Annotated in this window: 14 protein-coding genes; 9 read left to right on the forward strand and 5 right to left on the reverse strand. The window is 38.2% G+C overall.

Features of this window, described 5'->3' with window-relative positions:
* Positions 1-175 precede the first annotated feature (175 nt).
* From ACIH2S_RS13560 to ACIH2S_RS13585, 6 genes are all read left to right on the forward strand, one after another.
* Positions 176-442 (forward strand): helix-turn-helix domain-containing protein, encoded by a 267-nt coding sequence (locus ACIH2S_RS13560; RefSeq protein WP_036951058.1) that lies wholly within the window; start codon positions 176-178, stop codon positions 440-442.
* A gap of 234 nt (positions 443-676) precedes the next feature.
* Entirely contained in the window at positions 677-1,210 is a 534-nt protein-coding gene (locus ACIH2S_RS13565) for a fimbrial protein (protein WP_036951059.1), read from the forward strand.
* A gap of 149 nt (positions 1,211-1,359) precedes the next feature.
* Complete coding sequence (locus ACIH2S_RS13570) at positions 1,360-3,834, forward strand: fimbria/pilus outer membrane usher protein (RefSeq protein ID WP_108478248.1); 2,475 nt, start codon at positions 1,360-1,362, stop codon at positions 3,832-3,834.
* Between the two features lie 6 nt (positions 3,835-3,840).
* A complete protein-coding gene (locus tag ACIH2S_RS13575) occupies positions 3,841-4,560 on the forward strand; it encodes a fimbrial biogenesis chaperone (protein WP_036951062.1) in 720 nt (239 codons plus the stop codon).
* Between the two features lie 9 nt (positions 4,561-4,569).
* Complete coding sequence (locus ACIH2S_RS13580; protein WP_430247592.1) at positions 4,570-5,556, forward strand: fimbrial protein; 987 nt, start codon at positions 4,570-4,572, stop codon at positions 5,554-5,556.
* A gap of 140 nt (positions 5,557-5,696) precedes the next feature.
* Positions 5,697-6,350 carry a response regulator transcription factor gene (locus ACIH2S_RS13585; protein ID WP_036951066.1) on the forward strand — a complete coding sequence of 218 codons (654 nt, stop codon included), beginning with the start codon at positions 5,697-5,699 and terminating at the stop codon, positions 6,348-6,350.
* Here the strand turns inward: ACIH2S_RS13585 and ACIH2S_RS13590 are convergent.
* Both ACIH2S_RS13590 and ACIH2S_RS13595 read right to left on the reverse strand, forming a co-directional pair.
* Positions 6,328-9,540: an ATP-binding protein gene (locus ACIH2S_RS13590; RefSeq protein WP_430247594.1), complete on the reverse strand. Its 3,213-nt coding sequence runs from the start codon at positions 9,538-9,540 to the stop codon at positions 6,328-6,330. The genes ACIH2S_RS13585 and ACIH2S_RS13590 overlap by 23 nt on opposite strands.
* Before the next feature lie 91 nt (positions 9,541-9,631).
* Positions 9,632-9,967, reverse strand: coding sequence for a helix-turn-helix domain-containing protein (locus ACIH2S_RS13595; RefSeq protein WP_036951070.1), 336 nt, complete (start codon positions 9,965-9,967; stop codon positions 9,632-9,634).
* A 1,045-nt stretch (positions 9,968-11,012) separates the two neighbouring features.
* On the opposite strand from ACIH2S_RS13595, the gene ACIH2S_RS13600 reads away from it, so the two are divergent.
* The 3 genes from ACIH2S_RS13600 to ACIH2S_RS13610 all read left to right on the forward strand — a co-directional run bounded on the left by ACIH2S_RS13600 (position 11,013) and on the right by ACIH2S_RS13610 (position 14,335).
* The gene (locus ACIH2S_RS13600) at positions 11,013-11,990 is read left to right on the forward strand and encodes a DUF1852 domain-containing protein (protein ID WP_349487940.1); all 978 of its coding nucleotides are present in this window, start codon (positions 11,013-11,015) and stop codon (positions 11,988-11,990) included.
* 63 nt (positions 11,991-12,053) lie between these two features.
* A complete protein-coding gene (locus ACIH2S_RS13605) occupies positions 12,054-13,085 on the forward strand; it encodes a methionine synthase (RefSeq protein WP_036951072.1) in 1,032 nt (343 codons plus the stop codon).
* Positions 13,086-13,306: 221 nt separating this feature from the next.
* Positions 13,307-14,335, forward strand: a complete 1,029-nt coding sequence (locus ACIH2S_RS13610) for an isoaspartyl peptidase/L-asparaginase family protein (RefSeq protein WP_036951074.1) — start codon at positions 13,307-13,309, stop codon at positions 14,333-14,335.
* Between the two features lie 118 nt (positions 14,336-14,453).
* On the opposite strand, the gene ACIH2S_RS13615 is transcribed toward ACIH2S_RS13610, so the two are convergent.
* From ACIH2S_RS13615 to ACIH2S_RS13625, 3 genes are all read right to left on the reverse strand, one after another.
* Positions 14,454-15,836, reverse strand: a complete 1,383-nt coding sequence (locus ACIH2S_RS13615; protein WP_036951076.1) for an amidohydrolase family protein — start codon at positions 15,834-15,836, stop codon at positions 14,454-14,456.
* Positions 15,837-15,893: 57 nt separating this feature from the next.
* A complete protein-coding gene (locus ACIH2S_RS13620; RefSeq protein ID WP_036951077.1) occupies positions 15,894-16,844 on the reverse strand; it encodes a carbamate kinase family protein in 951 nt (316 codons plus the stop codon).
* Positions 16,845-16,918: 74 nt separating this feature from the next.
* A complete protein-coding gene (locus ACIH2S_RS13625) occupies positions 16,919-18,481 on the reverse strand; it encodes a xanthine permease (RefSeq protein ID WP_108478250.1) in 1,563 nt (520 codons plus the stop codon).
* Between the last annotated feature and the right edge of the window lie 7 nt (positions 18,482-18,488).

Raw genomic sequence — 18,488 nt, forward strand, 5'->3', positions numbered from 1 at the left:
AGAATAAAGAAATAACCTAATTTAGTCTGAACTAAACAATTTTAATAAAAAAAACTAATGATTATTTTTATATCTTACTCGTCTACGCATTTGAGGTTTTATACTTATTTAATTAGAATTTTTGCCTATTGATGTTAAGCACTACTCAAACTTATATGTCATGAAGGAAATGAAAATGACAGGAAAATATCCTATTGCCAAAATAGTGGGGAGCAGAATAAAGAAACTTAGAAAAGAATACGGATTAACAGGAACAGAAGTAGCAGCGTATCTCAATGTGAGTCAACAACAGTATTCTCGTTATGAGCGTGGTATCAATAGAATTGATATAGATTCGCTCGTTATAATAGCTGACTTCTTCAAAATAAGTATACATTACTTCTTTGAAGACATCTCCATCGCACAAGTAAATAACAGAGCGGTGCAAGCAGAAATATATTAATAATGAATACCTGCATTCGAAGTTACGCTCTAAATTTTAAGGATCTCCTTATATTTATCCTATCATTTAACGAATAATCTATGCTCATATTTTCGGGCACTATAATTCATTAGAGTTAATGAACATTACGCTTCCATTAAATTACTGTGGTATCAATATATTGATATCACGTTATTAACCTGCTAAGGCACAGTCTTAGCCTATTAAAATTAGTATTACATAAAGGATTTAAAAATGAAAAAGACATTATTAACCACTTCAATTATCGCATTAACTTTAGGTGCGGCGTCGACTGCATTTGCAGCTGATGTAGGAAGCGGCACAATTGAATTTAATGGCACAGTGAATACCGGTGCTTGTACTATTGCACCTTCTTCAGTAAATAAAGAAGTTCAATTAGGTTCTGTACCAGTAGCATCATTGAAAACAGCCGGAGCACAAGGTCCAAACGTTGACTTCACATTAGAATTATCTGACTGCGTATTAGATCCAACTGAAAGTGAGACAGATTATTCTAAAGTTAAAGTAAGCTTTACTGGCCAAATGGATACCGCTGGTAACTTATGGGCGAGTACAGGTACGGCACAAAACGTAGGTGTCTTATTCCAAAATGATGCTGGTCAAAGCATCAAAACTGGCGACACTATTACTCAAAATCTGAACGCAGGTGCAAATACAATTCACTTATCTGCACGCATGCAAGCATTAGGTCAAGCAACTTCAGGTTCTGTTAAATCAACTGTTGCATACGTTTTAGATTATCAATAATTTTTAATATTACTATTCATTGTAATAAACTTTAATTAGTAATTAATTTACTGGATATGCTACGCCTAAAATTCATAGCATATCCAGTTATTATTTAAATAAAAACCTATAACAATAATACTTTTTATATAATATTCCGGTCAATTAAAATGAACAAATTTAAACAAAACATAGTGACGAGTTTAATATCTAGCTTATTTTTATATTCAAACTATGTAAATGCAGACTCTGTTCAATTTAATCAGGATGCTTTATCTATTTCTGGCGATACAAATATTGACTTGAGTTCATTTGAAAAAAATCACTCACAGGAAGGCGCTTATTTTTCTAACGTATCAATTAACGGTAGAAGGACAAACTTTTTTGATAAAATTGACTTCTTTAATAAAGAAGGATCTATACAACCCTGCATTTCACAAAAAATAATAGACGTTATTGGCTTAAAAGAAGAGTTCATCAATAAAATACCAACATGGTCAGATGGCCAGTGCTATGATTTATCAGCACAGGACGATAATATTTCATCACTCTTTGATGATGAAAAGCAAGAACTTTCATTATCAATACCGCAAGCTTATTTCCTATACTCAGATGAAAACTGGGTGCCGCCTATGCAACGTGAAGTAGGCATTAATGCACTAGTATTTGACTATAATATAGTAGAAAACTACATAAAATATAAGAATGCTCAAGATACAAATAACTTAAGCTCATTTGGTGCTATTGGTACAAATATGGGACGTTGGAGATTCCGTAGTAACTATCAATTCCAAAAAGATTTTAATAATAGCAACAATGATAGTTTTAAATGGGTTCAAACCTATCTTTTTACTGATTTACCTGACTTATCAGCTAAGTTCTTTGTAGGAAAATATTATACAGCTAGCCAGATTTTTGATTCTGTACGCTTTAATGGCGTAAGTGTTTTCACTGACGACAATATGCTGCCATCAATTCTAAGAGGTTATGCACCAAATATAACCGGTACAGCAACCAGTAACGCGACTGTCGTTATTTCTCAGAATGGACGTATATTAAGCCAAGTAAAGGTTGCTCCGGGACCTTTTTCTATTGATAACTTGAGTTCTGCTTTATCGGGTACCTTAGACGTCAAAATTACGGAAGAAGATGGTTCTGTTAGAGAGTACCAAATATCATCAACTAACATTCCATTTTTAACTCGACCAGGTATGTTTCAATATAAATTAAATGCCGGTCGATTAGCACCAATGGGTGAAAATAATGTTGATAATGATTTTATTTCAACCGAATTTTCTTGGGGATTATTTAATAACTTATCCGTTTTTGGTGGTTTATTTTCAACATCAGATAGTGAATATATTGCTTATAATGCGGGTCTAGGTATAAACATGGAGCGCTTAGGTGCAATATCATTTGATATTACACAGTCTAAAAATCGCTTACATACTACAAATTCAAGTACAGGTGAAAGCTATAGAATCAATTATGCAAAACGATTCTCTAACTCCAGTCGACTCGATTTAACTGGATATCAGTTCTCAAATGAAGGATTCATGTCCGTTAATAATTTTATTTATACGAAAGGTAATCCATCGAACCATCATTTTCGCCAGAAAAATGTTTTTACAACATCATTTACTCAGCAAATACCTGATTTCAATGCTGATGTAAGCTTAAGTTATTCAAGAGAAAGTTATTGGAATGAACCTAAAAACAACGATACTTTAAGTGTATCGTTTAATAAAACAATTAAAAATGACTTTTTTGATAATGCGCTTTTATCATTATCAGTCAGTGAAAGTAGTTATGTGAGAGGAAGTAAATCTAAGCAGGCTTATCTTTCATTAAGTATTCCTTTTGTTGGCGAAAAGAATTCGCGATTACAATATTTTAGTTCATACAATGACCAAGATAAAAAATACAGTAATAATGTTAATTACCATACAAAAATCGATAGCAATAATCTAAGCCTGGGACTTTCGACAAGAGACTTTTTTGAAAATACAACGATAAACGCATCTGCATCTCGTGATACCCAATATGGGACAGCACAGATAACGGGTTCATTTGGTGATGATTATCGTACATTAAGCGGAACGCTAGATGGCTCATTAACGATTACAAGCCAAGGTCCTGTTTTACATAGAAGAGTCTATGACAATCAAGCAAGAATGGTGATTGATACCGATAATGCTAAAGATGTTTCAATCAATCAAAACGAGTCAATTACAAATAGATTTGGCTTAGCGGCAATTAGTAATGTGCCGACATATTACAAATCAACTCAATATGTTGATCTGAATAATATACCTGAAAATGTCAGTGTGGATGATAGCGTCATTGAATCAACTTTAACTGATGGTGCCGTCGGTTATGCAAAACTCAATACGATTATTGGCGAAAAAGCATTAATTACCATCAAGTTTCCTGATGGAAAAACACCACCGTTTGGAGCTTTAGTTTATGACTCAGCAAAAGATACCGTATTAGGTATGGTTGCTGAGAATGGTCAAGTTTATTTAACCGGAATTCAACCGAACCAAAAATTAATCGTTAAATGGAATGGTGGGCAATCATGTCAGTTAGTGACGGATAGCCAGATCATTCAAAATATCAATAATGTGATTTGTAATAAAGAATAAAATATTATGAAAAAATTTAAATTAATTATCAGTAGCTTATTACTAGTTAGTGCATATACACATGCATCAATTTCAGCAGACCGTACACGAGTCATTTATAATGAAGCCAGCAAAGGCGTTAGCATTGTTGTAGAAAATACTGACAGTAAAGACCCTTTTTTAGTTCAATCTTGGATTGAAGATGAAAATAGCCATAAAATTTCTGATCCATTAATAGCATTGCCATTATTGCAGCGTATTGAGCCCAATCAAAAGAAGCAAGTCAGGATCAGCACTACGAAAAATAATTTGAAAGCTCCAAGTGATAAAGAATCATTATTCTATTTTAATGTACTAGGAATACCGCCAAAAAGTGAACTAGAGAATGCGGTTGAAATTGTTATTCAATCTAGATTTAAACTTTTTTATCGACCAACAGGATTGAAAAAATACCCTGATAATAACTGGCAAAAAGAATTAAAAATTGAAAAAAGTGGTAATTCATTAAAGTTAACAAATCCAACTCCTTACCATGTTGTGATTATTAACATTAATGATAATGCGAGTAAAGTTGAAAATTTCCAAGAAATAGTTATTAAACCAAATAGTAATGCCAGCTACTCCTTGAATGATAAAAAAATAAAGTCATCCAACATGGTATTAACGTATATTGATGATTATGGAACACCAAAACTATTAAATTACACCTGCCAAAGTGCAACATGTTCATTAGTTAATGAAAAATAGGAAGAGATCATGAAACCCTATTTTAATAAAGTAGTATCAATTATTATAATTTCGCTTTCGTTTTTAAGCTTTAATGCACTTGGAGCCGTAGCAAACTGCAAACCCGCGGCTGGTGGAACATCGATACAACAAGATATTAAATTTGATATTACAAGCAATAGTAGCGCTATAACAACCGGAACACAATTAGCGACTGCATTATCTTCTTTTATGTCTTTACAATGTGATTTTACAGGAAGCGTAGCTACACCTAATCACGTTTATTTTAAAAATGTTGTTCCTCAACAAACTAAAACACTATTAATAAATAGCGGCGTTACCGTTACTCAGCAAAGCGCAATTGGTGGGGGTACAATTGCAACAATTACCAACGCCAGCGTACCTAATATTGACTTAGGATATTGGAGCCAACCTTCAGTAGGCACTGCTGTAAATATTGGTATCATGTATAATTTTGCCGTCCTAAAAGGTAGTAATGCATTAAAACCATTTGATACAGGTAATTTTTTATTAGGTTATCATGAAGATTATCAAGGTAAATATATTGGTGCTCCTGTATATGCACATATCATTGGTAATTTAACGTTACTCTGCCCTACTCCTGAAGTCAGTGTGACTACATCAAATGGAGGAACTGTTGGCTTTGGTACTATTTCGCCAAAACAAATGAATGCTGGGGAAGTTGTCAGCCGTACATTTAATATAGACATGTCAGTTCCACAAAATTGTGAAACAGGGTTAAATGTATCTGTTCGATTTGAACCAAATAATAATTCTATATTGGGAAATAAATACCTTGATATGGGAAATGGATTACAGACCGTAATTAAAAGTAATTCAACCGAACTCGAATTTAACCAAAATTATGCTATTGGCGAAATTAAACCGCAATCACCTGTAAATGTGCCATACACTGCAACCTTAAGTCAAATTAGCGGGCGCTCAATTACGTCTGGTCCATTTTCTAAAACAATACGTGTCGTAGTTTCTTATTAGTAATTCGAGGCATCTGTGATAACTGCGTTTTTATCATTAATGCCTTTCTTTAAAAATAGCCCTAAATAGACGATCGTTATTTGACATTTTTTGGGTGTTGCTGTACTAAGTACAAGTACACATAATAAGGAGTAACTTAGATGAAAAAGTTAACCTTAGCCTTAGTTGATGACCACCCGATTGTCTTATCAGGCTTAAAAGAAACACTATCCCAATCACACAACTTATCCATCGAAGGTGCATTTACCAGCGATGCTGAGTTGTTTTCTTTTTTAAATCACCATACTGTTGATGTCATTGTTACTGACTATATGATGCCCAATAACACGCAATCAAGTGATGGGCAAAATTATATCCAATTTCTACAGCGTAAATACCCAAATACAGCGTTAGTGGTATTAACGATGATATCTAACCCCATGATTATTCAAACGTTATACGATAACAATGTCAATGCGGTTGTCTCGAAGGAAGCGCCACTACCAGAGCTAATCAAAGCCATTACCTTAGCGGGTCAAGGAAAACAATACCGTCAACCTATTGCAGATTTAACGACAACAATAAAAAGCCGTAAAGCTTCGACCCTTGATGAAAGAGTGAAAACACTCTCGCCTCGAGAGTTAGAAGTATTGCGCTTATTTGTTCAGGGAAAACCGATTGTTGAAATCGCCAAATTGCTCAATAGAAGTGATAAAACCATTAGTCTGCAAAAAAATGCAGCCATGCGTAAATTAGGTGTTGAAAATAACCAAGCTCTAATCAGTTATTGCATTACACACCATTTGTTTGACTAAGCTTATTTAGCCAAAACGTTAATTCATCGCAAATCACTTTATAGGTATCGGCTATGTTTAAGTTTGGTTTTTCCATATTCAACAACTCTTCAAGCACGTGAAGTCTACTAGCAAGTTCACGCTGTTCCACGCTCACTAATGCGCCCCGAATACGATGTGACAGCTGTTTTACTGCCTCTATGTTATTATTTTTCACCGCTTCGCAAAGATCATGAATATCAACAGTAAAATGTTGAATAATATTATCTCGGTCATTGCTATCAAGTGGGTTAATAAATACCATAGTGGCAGAATCAGAGAGAAGCGTAGAAGAATAGGTAGGGAAGAAACGGTTGAATAATTGCGCTAAAGTATCTAGTTCAATTGGCTTAACTAACCAGGTATCCATCCCTGCGGCTAAACAGCGTTCTTCTTCATCCTTCAAACCATTTGCCGTAACACCAACAATCGGGCAAGTTTCACCTTCACTCCGCAGCTGTTTAGTTAACTCATACCCATTACGGTAAGGCATATTGACGTCAGTTAAAACAATATCAATGACTTCATTATCCCAAATAACTAAGGCCTCTTCGCCATCGCTAGCCATAAAGACTTCGCAACCAAGTAATTCTAACTGCTCTTGCAGTATAACCTGATTTATTGGGTTATCTTCTGCAACTAAAACACGCAATGAGTATTCATTCGCATAAGATGGTGTCTGTTGAATTGGACAGCTTAAAGGCAATATTGAATTTTCATCATTTTGCAGTAAAAAAAGCTGTTGATTTAATTCAGATAAACGGAAGCTTGCTTCATCACTTATCCATATTTTCCCTTGCCAATTTTTAGGTAATGAAAAGTTCTCGATTAAAATACTTACGGCAATGACCAATGATGAGTCTTCAGGCAACTCAGCCTCTGTGAAATAGACTTTTGCTCCCCAACGAGTTAGCCAATCATACACATTGTTGGTTAGTAGAGGATCTATTGTCCGCAGCCAAATATGTGAACCCGTTAAACTCTTCCAATGTATATTGTTGTGATCTAGTTCTAACGGCAATGTCACTTTAAAAGAGCTACCATGCATCAGCTCGCTTGCTACGCTGATTTCGCCCCCCATCAGCTTGACTAATTTTGAGCAGATAAATAAACCTAAGCCTGTTCCTCCGTAGGTATGGTCTCCAGAGTGTGCTTGATAGAAAGGTTCAAATAACTTTTCTTGTTCTTCTTTACTAATTCCAACGCCAGTATCGTTTACAAACAATATGATATTGTTATTGTCACCATTTTTTAATTCAATCGTCACTTTACCATGATGTGTAAACTTAATAGCGTTACTGACTAGGTTACCAAATATTTGTTGTAATCGTGCTGAGTCACCAATTCTAATGGCATAGATATTAGGATCAATAATGGCAAATAACTGAAGTTTCTTCTGTTGAGCTAGGCCTTGATATAACTGAACGGTTTGCTGTATTAAATCGAGTAGGTCAAATGACTGGTGTTGAATATGAATTTGATTGGCTTCTATTTTACTGATATCAAGAATATCCCCGATAAGATGCATTAATAAATGCGATGTTGTAGACATTCTATCAAGAAAATGTTTTTGCTTAGGAGTTAATGCTGTATTTTCTAATAATTCTAATGTCCCAATAATACCATAAAGCGGAGTTCGTATTTCATGGCTCATCGTGGCTAAAAAGGTTGATTTAGCTTGGTTAGCTTCTTCAGCTAAACGCTTAGCATGATTAAGCTGTGCTTCTGTTTCTGCTTGTATAGTGATATCAGTAAATGCACATAAAATAACTGGGCGTTGCTGATAATGGGTTGCAGTGCTAACAATATAGATAGCGTGCTTCCCTGATTTTAAAACAGTCGTAACCTGCTTCTGATCAGAAATAACACGGCGAAGTAATTCATTATATTCAATAGAATCATAAGGATGAGAAGTATCTGGAATTTTTAACCAGTGCTGAGCTAGTTCATTAGCAAAACGAAGTCCTAGTGTTTCTTTATCAATAACACAAAGCCCTATCGGTGTGGTTGCAATCAATGTTTGATTGAACTCTTCACTTTCTAAAATAACTTGTTGTGAATGTACCGCAGGCTGTAATATTTTTTTATGGTACCAATGTTTATAACCCCAGCCGCAGAAAATACTAAACAGAAGAGATATAACAAGGCTAATTGGCAACCATAAGTTATCTTCAAAAAATGCGGCATAACTAATTCGGTAATAGCCCACCCAATCTGTATTTTCAAAACTTAATTTCATCACCAAGCCATTTTGTGTATAAAAAATACCTTCTAATGGCTCAACAGGAACAGCTGACTCTCCCAATAATAGGCCAAAATCTTCATGCAAAAGCCAGAGTTCATGCCTCAATGTTGGGTTTAACATTTTCTCTAGCATACTAAGATGATCTTTACTTAACAGAGAAACTGCATAAATATCTTTTGGTGAAAGATGAGCACTTTGCCACAAATCAGCATTGAAGCCTGCTGGAACAATGCCCATTAAATTATTTTTAAAATTTTCTGCTTTTAGCCAAATAACTGGGGGTTCTTGCTCGTCTTGTTTTATATCAGCAAACTGCTTATTTATTAATGATAAATTTTTTCTAACACTATCGGTTACTGAGCGAAATAATTCAGGCGAAATAGCCTCTCCCCCCATTAAAGTACCAACTGATGGAACGCTAATGCTAATATAGTCATGCTCGTTAACAAAAAATACAGCTGCGGCTGGATAGTATGAGCGCCCCCAAAATGTGGAGTAAAAATCTGCTAAATAAGCCCCTAATGAAAATAAAATACTCGGAACTCTGGAGCACTCTAAATTGGTTCCACAAGCTAAAGTGAATGGCATAGCAACGATAGACTCTTTACCTTCTAATAGTCTTAATGGCCATTCTTTCGGTAAAAATTGATCATTGATGGAGTAAGTTCGACTTTCAAGCAGTTCAGATAAATCTTGATTCTGTTTATTTAGTGCTTTTAAAAAAGTTTCTTGTTCAATCAAATAACCAATAAAAGATTTGAATTCAACTTCTAAACGCCTGGTTTCTTGCTGAACAATCCTATCAGCACTCCAAAATAATGTTGTGATTAATACAAATAAAAGAGGCAGAGTAACTGTTAATATACTATTAGTACGCCCAGAACTGCGCGTTATACGAGAAAAAGCAGTTGGTGATTTATTTGGCATCGTACTATTCTCTGCTATGATAGGGACAATCCAATATATCTATCATAATATAAAATAAGCCAAGTAAACAGAAAAGTTTTTACTTTAATATTTATACAATTGCAGATGTATAATAATCTTTTAAGTCATCTAGTTCCCAACCAAAACCATTTAAACCTGAAATATACATAGATAATTTAGGATGACGCCCAATTATATAGAATAACCGATTATAAAACTCAGGAAAATTAACTTCAATAATTAATAGATATTTGAATAACACATCAACTGTAAGCGCATTTTCACCACGCTCATATCTTGATAATTGTTGTTGACTAATACCTAACTTTTTTGCAACACATTCCCCACTAATACCTTTTTCAATGCGATACTTTTGCATACACTTTCCTACCAGTTGACTGATATAATATAGTTTTTCTTTTTTCATGATAGATAACAACCTTAATGTCATAAATTAAATCTACTGCCTAGCGCCAAATTATACTAGGTTAGAATCCCTATAATATAAGGTATTCCTTATTTGATGATCGACAAAGATAATGAATTGAAAACTAAGAATTTTATATTAATCAATTAAACAATATCATTACAAAAGCACAGTTCACCCTTTACTTATAAAGTATAGTAAATACGTAAGGCGAATATTAATGAAAAGTTTCAATCTTTCATACAACACTATATTTTATTTAAATATTCGTTAAGTACAACAACATATCATAAAAAATAATATTCTGTTTTTTTTAATTAAAAACCCTGCTTGCTTGTATATAAAAAATCACTTTTATATACATAAATAAAATAAGTCACTCAACCAAACACCAATAAAGAGTGATGATAAGTATTATTCTTACGCTTACAACGCTGAACTTTAGACTAAAAATACACCGGTATAGCTTTAAGCATTAAAATATAAACTAAATCAAGAGATAAAGCTGATGGTGTTCCAAAAAAGACTTTTATATGAATTTAATAAATAAAATTTACATATCACACCATAAAAACATAGCTAGGTAAAAAAACCATTTTGACAAAAAGTGCGAAAGATTCCTTCACTATTTTCGTACCATAGTAAATACAATAGCTTAATTAATTATCAAAATAAAAAACTTCATATTACAATCATATTTTACTAGTAAAAGATTCAAAGTAGCAGACTAGAACATTAAGAATTCAATATTATTTAAATATAAAACTAATATTTTTGCCATCTGATCAGCTCAAAAAATGAATTGCATTAAATCGTCAACAAGCACATAGAGTCAAAGTGAAACCCATCTATTTACCTCCCCTCATCATGAAATTTCTTCATGTTCGAAGTGAAATTAAGTCGCTTTAACTCCCTGCCTCGCTCTGGCATAAATTAAACATATTAACTTACTGGCTACATAAAATTGATGAATGAGAAAACGTGCAACATCTCTGTAATCAAGAAATAAACGCCGTTTTCCTATTAGAGCTAGGATGCAAAAATCATGAATACAGAATTTACCTTTAATATTACGCGCAGCATTTTTGATGAAAATTACAACCCATCGGAAAACACGCGGATTACTACCAACTTTGCAAATTTAGCCAGAGGCAAAAGCCGCCAGGAAAATCTGCGTAACGCATTGTCGATGATCAACAACCGCTTCAATTCATTGGCGTATTGGGATAACCCTAAAAACGATCGCTATGCTGTTGAGTTGGAAATTATCTCTGTCGAGATGAATATCGAAGAAAAAGATAGCGCCTTCCCTGTCATTGAAATATTAAAAACCAGCATCATCGATAAAAAAACGCAGCAACGTATTGAAGGGATTGTAGGGAATAATTTTTCTTCCTACGTGCGGGACTATGATTTTAGCGTTTTACTTTTGGAACATAACAAAGACCAAACAGAGTTTAGTATTCCTACTAAATTTGGCTGCCTGCATGGCAATATTTTTAAATCGTTTATTAATTCCAAAGAGTACAAAGCGAACTTTAATAAATCACCGGTGATCTGTTTAAGTGTCTCAAATAGAGATACCTACCATCGCACTGGGAATCAACACCCTATATTAGGTATTGAATATCAGCCAAGTAACGCTTCTTTAACGGAGCAATACTTCGCAAAAATGGGCTTACAGGTTCGTTACTTTATGCCAAAAAATAGCGTTGCTCCTTTGGCCTTTTATTTTACGGGAGACTTGCTGAGCGACTACAGCAACCTTGAGTTAATCAGCACTATTAGCACCATGGAAACGTTCCAAAAAATTTATCGTCCTGAAATTTATAATGCCAACACGGTAGCGGGTGAATGTTATCAACCGAGCTTAAATCAGCAGGATTACTCATTAACAAAAATTGTTTATGACCGTGAAGAGCGCAGCCAACTTGCCATTGAACAAGGTAAATTTACTGAAGAGCACTTCATTAAGCCTTACCAAACGATCCTTGAAAAATGGTCTGCAAGCTATTCCGTTTAATAAAAATCGGTCAATTTAATAAAATCGCGTATTTATAAAAAATAAAATAAAAGGTCACCTGCAATGAAAATATTATTACCTACTTCCACAGCCGGTAGCTTACCGAAACCATCTTGGTTAGCTGAACCAGAAAAGCTTTGGTCCCCATGGAAACTGAACAACGAAGAACTTATCACCGGCAAACAAGATGCCCTGCGTTTATCACTGGACGATCAATTACGTGCGGGTATCGACATCGTGAGCGATGGCGAACAAACTCGCCAACACTTTGTGACCACCTTTATTGAACACTTGAGTGGTGTGGATTTTGAAAAACGCCAAGTGGTAAAAATTCGTGACCGTTACGATGCCAGCGTACCAACCGTTGTGGGCGCTGTTGCTCGCCAAAAGCCAGTATTTGTGGATGATGCTAAGTATCTTCGTCAACTCACTGACAAACCGATTAAATGGGCATTACCGGGTCCAATGACCATGATCGACACGCTCTATGATAACCACTATAAAAGCCGTGAAAAATTGGCGTGGGAGTTTGCTAAAATTCTTAACCAAGAAGCCAGAGAGTTAGAAGCCGCAGGTGTCGATATTATCCAATTTGATGAACCCGCATTTAACGTATTTTTTGATGAAGTCAATGACTGGGGGATCGCTGCCCTCGAAAGAGCCATTGAAGGACTGAAATGCGAAACTGCAGTACATATCTGTTATGGTTATGGCATTAAAGCCAACACCGATTGGAAGAAAACATTAGGTTCTGAGTGGCGACAATACGAAGAAGCTTTCCCGAAACTGCAAAGCTCAAATATCGATATCGTTTCACTGGAATGCCACAACTCCAATGTCCCGATGGACTTGATTGAGCTTATCCGTGGTAAAAAAGTGATGGTCGGTGCAATTGACGTGGCAACCAACACTGTCGAAACTCCGGAAGAAGTCGCCAATACATTGCGAAAAGCCCTACAATTTGTTGATGCAGACAAACTTTACCCATCAACTAACTGTGGCATGGCGCCATTATCTCGCGATGTTGCCAGAGGGAAACTCAACGCGTTAAGCGCAGGCGCAGAGATCATCCGAAAAGAACTTGGCGCAAAATAAATTACCCCAGATTTGGCGATCTCATCCATCGCCAAATCTCATCATTTTTAAACCCTTCATCGCCACTCACACCCTTTATTCGTATTTACTGAAAATCTCTGAAATTCTTTCAGCCATTATCACAGAAACCCTCTATCAATGTTGCTGTCTAGACATTTTCCCTCCTATACTTTTTTTGCTCAAAAAGTGACTAATAACAAAATAACTGGAAGGAAATAATCATGAAATTATCTCTACTAGGATGTTTATTGGCAGCTTCATTTTCTTTGCACGCTTATGCCGCAAGCGAGCCACCAATCCGATTAGTGATCCACGGGGGAGCCGGTACTATTACCAAAGACACCATTACTCCAGCACAAGAAAAAGAGTATCAAGAAAAACTGACCGAAGCCTTAGAAGCAGGCTATGCGGTACTCAATAAAGGCGGTAGTAGCCTTGATGCGGTACAAGCCTCTATTAATGTGATGGAAGATTCCCCGCTATTTAACGCAGGAAAAGGCGCCGTTTTTACCCACGAAGGCAAAAATGAAATGGATGCGTCGATTATGGATGGCAGCAACCGTAAAGCAGGGGCTGTGGCAGGTGTCACCAACATTAAAAACCCGATTAATGCCGCTTATGCCGTCATGACCAAAAGCCCTCATGTCATGATGGTTTCTAAAGGTGCTGAGCAATTCGCCGCAGAACAAGGTCTTGAAATCGTTGACCCATCCTATTTCCGCACTGACTTCCGTTGGCAGCAACTTCAAAAAGCCAAAGAAAAAGAAAAAGTGGTACTCGACCATGACGGTAAAACTGCCGCTCTCTTTATTGATCCAATGATGTATGACTACAAATATGGCACTGTTGGCGCGGTCGCTCTCGATAAAAACGGTAATATCGCCGCAGGGACATCCACAGGTGGCATGACCAACAAACGCTTCGGTCGCGTCGGTGACTCCCCTATCATTGGTGCAGGGAACTACGCTGACAACAATACCGTCGCCGTTTCAGCCACAGGCTCTGGCGAAATGTTCATCCGTACCGCAACCGCCCACAATATCGCTGCTCAAGTCAAATACAACAAAACGCCTATCGACCAAGCAGCCCGTAATGCACTGGATGAAGTCAAAGAGCTAAACGGAAGTGGCGGTGTGATTGTGTTGGATAAAACCGGTAACTACGCGATGGAGTTTAATTCAGAAGGGATGTACCGCGGAACAATCGGTAATGATGGTAAACCGCAAGTCGCGATTTATAAAAACGATTAAGTTCCTAGTATTTAAATTTGCTACACCATAAAAATACAAAAGCCCACCAATGTGGGCTTTATAAACGATATCTCTATAAGCTCGTCTCTATAAACCATGCCTATATAGACAACAGCTTTCAGCCTAATGACTTTTCAACTGCGCCACTGGCCAAATACCCTTTATGGAACGCAGCTTGCCTTGGAGAGATACGCGCAACCGCCTCTGCTGAGCAAGAGGCATCCACCAGTACAAAACTGGCATCATCCCCTTTTGCTGGCCACACTTGCTTGCCCTTTTCATCCAGTGGCAATACATTGCCCGTGGCGATAGCAAGGGAGCGAGATAATGCCAACTCATCAGGGCGCGTGTACAACTGCGCATATAGATTGGCTTTTTCTAACATGTCCCCGAGACCAAATGGCGACCAGTGATCAATCACACTGTCAGTCCCTGTCATCACAAACACACCATTTTTATTCAGCGTTTTTAATGGCATATGTAATGTACCGATAGGCACTGTCGACGCTATCGTAATCTGCTGCTCAGCCAACCGTTTTGCCATCACATCGGCATCTTCAGGATTTAACATAGCTAACGCAAATGCATGGCTAATCGTCACCTTGCCACGCAAGCTGCGGTTTTCATCCACCGTTTTTATCATATAGTTGATAGCAGCAAGTCCTGCCGGGCTTGTCTCATGCAGATGGATATCAACCCCTTTGTTGTAATCCAGCGCAATCTGGAACATCGCATCAAGGGATTTTTCCATCGCACCATCCACATTGGTCGGATCTAACCCTCCCACATAGTGTGCACCCGCTTGCATCGCTTCTCGCATCAAAGGGACTGATTTTGACAGCAACAAGCCATGTTGAGGGAATGCCACAATTTCACACGTGAGATCTTGCTGACGTTTATCCAACACTTTTTGCAGTGCTTCAAGGTTTTTTAATCCAGAAACAGGCTCAATATTGCAATGGCTGCGCGCGATGGTCGACCCGTGAGATTGAATCAAATCAATCAGCGCATGCGCTCTTTCTTGCGTGAAAGGCTGCAATTCAGGCAACATTTTCTGTTCAAGGGCTATCATATCCATAATGGTTTTACCTTCACGGGACTGTGGCGCTTGCCATGCTCCTCCGTAAAAGGTTTTATCCAGATGAATATGCATATCTCGAAATGCAGGAAGCATCAATTTGCCTTGCGCACTGTACGCATTCAGAACGGTATTTGGATGCTGTTTATTGGGTAACACCGCCACGATTTTACCATCATTAATTTCGATAGTTTTTAGCTCAGTTTGTGTCCCCATTACCGTACTATCACGGAAATTAAAACCTGTTTCGAGTAACGCATCATCAAGATAATAATGTTTATCTGTGATACGAGAAACACCAGACTGCGGTACGCTTTGCACCGCCGCCCCCGCAGATACTGAACCTAATAATGTACAAGCCGCCACCACTTTTGCGCTTGTCGTCAGAAACTCTCTGCGACCAGATAACTGTTCTGTATTCATAGCAACTCCTTATCATCGAGAGTTCGACCTTATCGTATGAGGCCGAACGAGTGAGACTTAGCCTTGAATAATATGGGTTCCCGTCTCGCCACGTAATGCTGCTGGCAGAGCTTCAGGCGTCGTGATAATCACGCGCTTACCGCCATTAGCGATAAACGATAAACTGGCTTCGATTTTCGGTAGCATGCTTCCTGCTGGGAAGTGCCCCTCTGCCATATAGCGTTTCATATCCGTCGTTGAAGTTTCACCAAGGGCTTTTTGTTCCGGTTTGCCAAAGTGAATACACACCTTTTCAACGCCCGTGGTGATGATTAAAATGTCCGCATTGAGCTCTTTCGCCAGTAGCGTAGTCGATAAATCTTTATCAATAACAGCATCCACACTTTGATAACCGCCCTGTCCATTATTCACAACAGGGATCCCACCGCCGCCAGCCGCAACAACCACATAATCATGTTCGGTCAATGTACGAATTGCTGCTGACTCAATGACTCGTTTAGGTTCAGGGGATGCCACCACGCGGCGATATCCGCGTCCTGAATCTTCAACAAAGTGCCAATCAGGGTTTTCCTGCTGCAATACATCAGCTTGTTCTTTACTGAAAAATGCGCCAATCGGCTTAGTCGGAGCCGCAAAGTTCGGGTCATTTTTATCAACTTCCACTTGGGTCACTACCGTTACTGCTTGGCGATGTTGCTGTTTCGCTAATACGTTAGTAAGTGCTTGCTGGACTAAATAGCCAATCCCCCCTTGAGTATCCGCCACACAGTTAGCCAGCGGTGTCAGTGGTAATCCTTCCGTCACATGAGCAATTTCAGCGCGACGTAAATCCAACCCCACCTGCGGTCCATTGCCGTGAGTCAGCACAATATTGTAATTACCTTTAAGCATATCGCTGATGTGCTGAGCCACTTCCTGAACCGCTTTTTCTTGAGCTTCAATGGATTGGCTGCTGTTATCTTTAATAATACTGTTGCCCCCGATGGCAACAACCACGAGTTCTTTCATGATTAAGGATCCTGATACCGAATATTTAGCAGATAGTGGGTGTATCGCGTACACCCACTATAAAGATTGGCTTATTACGCTGATTTACTAAGCTTTTCAGCTTTTTCAGCTTGTTGCTGCTCCACTGATTGGCGACCATCTAAAAAGTGTTTGATAACAAACAAAGCCGCCATCATGAGGTATGCGTAGACAAACATCAATGCCGAACCTGTTGCAATACCCACAGCCGGAGAATGGATGATGCCAAAGAAGACCAATACTGCACCCACTGCCGCCGCAATCGCGCCACGTAACGGCTTGTTTAAGATAGCGAAGATAGCGATACAGCCCCATAACATACTTGCCAACGGTGCACCGTTACCTAAGTGAACCAGACCTTGATAGTAAACGCCTTTATGTAACAGAACTTCCGTACCAATCGCGCTTGCAGACGTACCTGCCGCTCCCATGACACTGTTAACCATCGTCAATGCCCAGTTCGCAATCCATGGGAATAGACAGATGAAAATCACAGGTACTTCGACTTTCGGTGTTTCTCGCACCACTTGGTTAGCGGTCACTACACCGATAAACACTAAGATAGGGACAATGGCCGTCATTGGGATCACTGCGAGCATAAATGCGCCAATACCAAATAACGGGACGATAAACATGGTGATACCGGATGCTAAGGTATAACCCACACTCGCGCCCATCGCTTTCCAACCCGCATGACCCACATACACTGTCACAGGGAATGGATTACCCAGCACAACACCCACGGTTGAAGATAAACCGTTTGCCAGCATCACTTTACGTGTGTTGTATTCATCACCCGCTGCGTGAGCACTTTCAATATTTTCAAGGTCAAAGATGTAGTTCGCTAAACCTAAAGGTACCGCTGAGGCTAAGTACGGCAGTGCATGAGGTAAACCTTGGAAGAAGCTATCCACATGGATGCTTGGCGGGTTAAAACCAAATGACGCCATGGATGCCGTAATCGCTTCTGGGCTTTGTAAACCCGAAATCCATGCTAAGGCAGAACCCGCGATAAGCAGCAGCAACCCTGTAGGAATACGTGCAAAGATAGGCTTTTTACCAAACCAGTTGATGAAAATTAACAGTAGGACAATAAACGATACCGTTGGTGCTTCAAATGCTTGCAGCATCGGGTTCATTGCCAGTAACAATAATCCGAGACCCGATAAACACGATAATAATACGGTACGCGGGATCATCTTACGGATGGTTTCACCAAGGAAAGAGCCCCCCACTAAAATCATTGATTCCACAAAACACCAGACCAACGCAATTTGCAGAGCAAATTCAGGATCTTTGGTGGTTTGGTAAACCGGCATGATCACTAAGAAGGTCACGGTGAAGATAGAAGGCGCACTTGGACCTGATGGTAGTGCCGTAACGTCATTTCGTCCTGTTTGCTTGATCATCTGCTGACCAAAGTAAGCGTAACTTACACTGGCAAGCAATACAGCAAAACCAAACGCTGGCGCGATACGACCATAAACAATTTCCGCTGGGATGCCGACAACAAAAATCAGTAAGCCCATCATGGTGAGTAGGTTCGTGAGGTTATTTGTCATCAAACCAAAATAGGCCGCCAAATCACCACGTTTCCATTTAATATTTAATAGACTCATATTCTTA

Origin of the sequence: Providencia lanzhouensis (assembly GCF_050469745.1) — a bacterium.
Lineage (GTDB): Bacteria > Pseudomonadota > Gammaproteobacteria > Enterobacterales > Enterobacteriaceae > Providencia > Providencia lanzhouensis.